Here is a 4,267-nt window from a genome sequence, read left to right on the forward strand (position 1 = left end):
CAAGTAGCCCTGCTATTACCCATCATTCCGCCTTGCCCCGCCGTCCGAAATGACTTGCGCAATACCCTGTTTTGAAGACGGAATTGGTATTACCATAGATACCATTTTCCCTGATCATCCGGCACCGGACCGGATGCCCGAAAAACCATTCAGGCAGACAATAATGGCGCAGCAACTGCAATTGAGCATCGGTGAAGCCGAGCTGAAAAAACTTAATGATGCTCTTGAACACGGTGTCTCTGCAGAATTGCGCACCATGTTGAACACCTTGCCCCCGGCTGATACCGCACACTTGCTGGAGTCTTCCCCACCAAAATTACGCAGCCTGTTATGGCGGCTGATTGACCGTGAACAGGAAGGTGATGTACTGCAGGAATTGAGCGAAGACGTTCGCCAATTCTTCCTTGATCAGATGAACATTGCCGAACTGAAAGCCATTACTGAAGGTCAGGATGTTGATGACATTGCCGACCTCCTGCAACAACTGCCCGGTACCATCACCCGGCAGGTGCTGGACTCCATGAACAGTCAGGACCGGCAGCGGGTTGAGGCCGTTCTGGCTTATCCGGAAGATTCCGCCGGTGGCTTGATGAACACCGACACCATTACGGTGCGCCCCAATAACACCGTCGATGTCGTCCTTCGTTACCTCCGCCGTCACGAAGGGATACCCGATACCACGGACAGCCTGCTGGTGGTCAATCGCCGGGATGAATACATTGGCCGCCTGCCCCTGACCATACTCCTGACCACCGAACCGGGCGCTACTGTCAGACAGGTGATGTTAACTGACCTGGACCCGATTCCTGCCAATATGCAAGATACCCAGGTAGCCCAGCTGTTTGAACGACAGGATCTGCTCTCTGCCCCGGTGGTGAATGACCAGGGCAAACTACTGGGACGCATCACCATCGATGATGTTGTCGACGTGATCCGGGAAGAGGCTGAACACTCCATGATGAGCATGGCCGGTCTGGATGACGATGAAGATACCTTCGCCCCGCCGCTGCGAACTGCACGACGCCGGGCTGTCTGGCTGGGCTTCAACCTGATTACCGCCTTTATTGCCGCCTCGGTTATTGGTCTATTCCAGGAGACCATTGATAAAGTAGTGGCCCTGGCGGTACTGATGCCGATTGTCGCAGGCATGGGCGGTAATGCCGGCAGTCAGGCCCTGACCCTGATGATCCGGGGTATGGCACTGGGACAAATCAGTAAGACCAACCTCAAATGGCTGCTAAGCCGGGAGCTGATTGCCGGTTTTCTCAATGGGTTGTTATGGGCAACCCTGGTGGCCACCATCGCCTGGTTCTGGTTTGATGACCCGATTATTTCCCTGGTGATCGCCTGCGCCATGGTGATCAACTTAAGCGTTGCCGTGATCACCGGCGCCATGCTGCCGGTTTTGCTGAAATCATTAAATATTGATCCGGCCCTTGCCGGCAGTATTATCCTGACCACAATTTCCGACGTGGTCGGGTTCTTCTCATTCCTTGGGCTGGCAACCGTTTTCTATGGCTAGCGTTTTTGAACCACAAAGGCACAAAGACACAAAGAAGAGCAAAAGATTAGTAAGAGTAAAGCGCTTACAAACCATGCCCCGGGAGGCTGTCCGAGAATGACTTTTAAACATTGAACCACAAAAGCCCAAAAAAACCTTTGTGTCTTTGTGCCTTTGTGGTTCCCTTCTTTTGTCTTTTAACAATCACTCACCGGCAAGCTTCATACTACTGATCAGAATTGAACCGGTCAGGATATTCCCACGCCTGTCAACATCGCTGCCTACAGCAACAATATTGCGGTAGATATCTTTCAGGTTGCCAGCAATGGTCACTTCTGACACCGGGAACTGAATTTCACCATGGTCTACCCAGAAGCCGCCGGCACCACGGGAATAATCACCGGTTACGGTATTGACCCCCTGGCCCATCAGTTCGGTCACCAGCAGCCCGGTTCCCATCTGTTGCAGCAGCGCATCAAGATCGCCTGCATTGCTTTGCACAAACAGGTTGTTAACGCCACCGGCGTTGGCGGTACTGTCCATCCCCAGCTTGCGGGCAGAATAGGTGCCAAGAATATAATGCTGGAGCACACCGTCAGTAACAAAGTCCTTGGCCCGGGTCGCCAGCCCATCGTTATCAAAGCTGGCGGATCCCAGCATGCTTTTCAGCAATGGTTGCTCATGTATACGCATCCATTGTGGGAACACGGGCTTGCCCAGGTGATCCAACAGGAAAGAGGCCTGTCGATAAAGGCTGCCACCACTGATGGCCCCGAGAAAGTGGGAAATAAGCCCTGAAGCCACCTCCGGTGCAAACAGTACCGGTACTTCGGCAGTACCTACCTTGCGGGCTCCCAATCGGCGAACCGTGCGCTGTGCAGCTTTCTTACCGACAGCGATCGCTTTTTCCAGCTCGTTGGCATTACGGTTAACGGTGTACCAGTAATCCCGCTGCATTTCGTCTCCCTGCATGGCAATCAACACCGCGCTCAGGCTGTGACGACTGGAAACATAGCTGCCAATAAACCCATTGCTATTGCCATAGACACGACACCCCTGGTGGCTGGAGACACTGGCACCATCGGAATTGACAATTTTATTACTGAAGGAACGTCCGGCATCCTCACACTGCATAGCCAGATCAATCGCCTGTCCGGCATCGATGCCCCAGGGGTGATACAGGTCAAGATCGGGCAACGCCTCACCGTCAGCCATTAACACGGAGTCAGCCAGCCCCGCATAAGGGTCTTCGGAAGCGTAACGGGCAATATCGCAGGCGGCTTTTACCGTTTCACGGATGGCCTGTTGGCTGCTGTCAGAAGTACTGGCCGACCCTTTTCGTTTACCCAGATAGATAGTGATACCCAACCCCTGGTCCCGGTTAAACTCAACCGTTTCTACATCACCCATACGAACGCTGGCCGACAGGCCGGCATCCATACTGATGCCCACCTCACAGGCATCTGCTCCCTGTCTGGCGGCCTCAGCCAGAATATCGCTGGCCAGTGTTTTCAGCCTGGTCTCTTCACTTCGTGGATCCAGCACTGCATTGGAAGATTCGCCCATGATTGCACCTGATCTGTTTTGTTTATGCCTATACGGGTTACGACTATTGTGCCGCTGTGAAGTAAAGAATGCATCAGATAGATGACCAATTGCAGATTCAGAGTCTAATCAGCTACCTTGATCAAGGCTTGCGCACTGAGCCTTGTGCACTATTTTCATTAAGCGATTTGTGTTCTATATACCTTGAAAGGAGAAGCACCGATGTTCTCAAGGGGCAGGACATGGCATGATCAATCGGAGGAAATAGCAGCCAATGCAAGCTCCGCTCCCCCATCTGCATTTACCCTCCCACCGCCTGATCACACATCATTTGTCGTTCATTCAGAATCGGTAGTGCCTGTCTCAGGTAACAGGCAGTTGCCTGCAACGACGACTGAGTTAGCACAGTTGATGACATCAGCAATTCAGGGTAATGACCTGGCTACTGTCAACCATTTGCTGGACCAGGGCATTGACCCCAATATCCGCGGCCTGCATGGCGTTCCCCCTCTACATTGGGCCGTCCTCGGCGGGCTGGAAGATATTATCAAGACTCTGCTGGATCGCGGGGCGGATCCGAATCTCTCTTCCCGCTTGTCGCAAACTCCGCATTTGCTACAAGCTGCAAAACGGGGCAATTATCAGGCCGTACTGTTGCTGCTGGGCAGAGCCTGCTTGAACGTTCATGGCACTTGGGATTGTACTGCGCTGCATCTGGCCTTATTTTCTGGCAACGCGACAGCGATCACCGAGATCCAGAATTGCCTACTGGATAAAGGTGCCAATATCAATGACCTTGACTGTAACGGCCGAACTCCGCTGCTCTGGGCGTTACGTAAAGGCAACATTGAGGGTATTAACACTTTACTGCAACGAGGTGCTAATCCGGATATTCCTGACCAGTGGGGTCAGACTCCACTTCTCACGGCTATTCATTACCTCGTCCCTGGCAAAATCAACAGTATGGTCAATAGCTTGCTGGCTAATGGTGCCAATCCGAATAAGCCTGGCTGGTCAGGCAATACCCCACTGCATTACGCATTTGAAACAGCCAGGCCAGATATCGGTGACATCCTGCTGGCCAATGGTGCCCGCGCCGATATTCCCAATGCGTCTGGTCTAACCGCACGGGATATTGCTGCAGCCTGCGGCGTCGTTGGTGTTCTGCACAATTACATGCCTCCTTATCAACCGCAGACCCTAATGGCCTGCGCCCGAACT

At 53.0% G+C, this 4,267-nt stretch carries 3 protein-coding genes; 2 read left to right on the plus strand and 1 reads right to left on the minus strand.

Going from position 1 to position 4,267, the window contains the following annotated elements:
* Nucleotides 1–163 precede the first annotated feature (163 nt).
* Nucleotides 164–1,522 (plus strand): magnesium transporter, encoded by a 1,359-nt coding sequence (mgtE, locus tag KDK14_RS19010; RefSeq protein ID WP_257266786.1) that lies wholly within the window; start codon nucleotides 164–166, stop codon nucleotides 1,520–1,522.
* Nucleotides 1,523–1,705: 183 nt separating this feature from the next.
* Here mgtE and pmbA read toward each other — a convergent pair whose 3' ends face one another.
* Nucleotides 1,706–3,067: a metalloprotease PmbA gene (pmbA, locus tag KDK14_RS19015; RefSeq protein WP_257266784.1), complete on the minus strand. Its 1,362-nt coding sequence runs from the start codon at nucleotides 3,065–3,067 to the stop codon at nucleotides 1,706–1,708.
* Between the two features lie 201 nt (nucleotides 3,068–3,268).
* On the opposite strand from pmbA, the gene KDK14_RS19020 reads away from it, so the two are divergent.
* On the plus strand, nucleotides 3,269–4,267 hold a 999-nt coding region (locus tag KDK14_RS19020; protein ID WP_257266785.1), incomplete at its 3' end, for an ankyrin repeat domain-containing protein.

Origin of the sequence: Endozoicomonas sp. ONNA2, from assembly GCF_024606365.1 — a bacterium.
Taxonomy (GTDB): domain Bacteria; phylum Pseudomonadota; class Gammaproteobacteria; order Pseudomonadales; family Endozoicomonadaceae; genus Endozoicomonas.

What these genes read in the sequence shown, in the direction of transcription:
- mgtE (WP_257266786.1), top strand. Translation starts at nt 164, where the DNA reads ATGGCGCAGCAACTGCAATTGAGCATCGGTGAAGCCGAGCTGAAAAAA.
- pmbA (WP_257266784.1), bottom strand. Translation starts at nt 3,067, where the DNA reads ATGGGCGAATCTTCCAATGCAGTGCTGGATCCACGAAGTGAAGAGACC.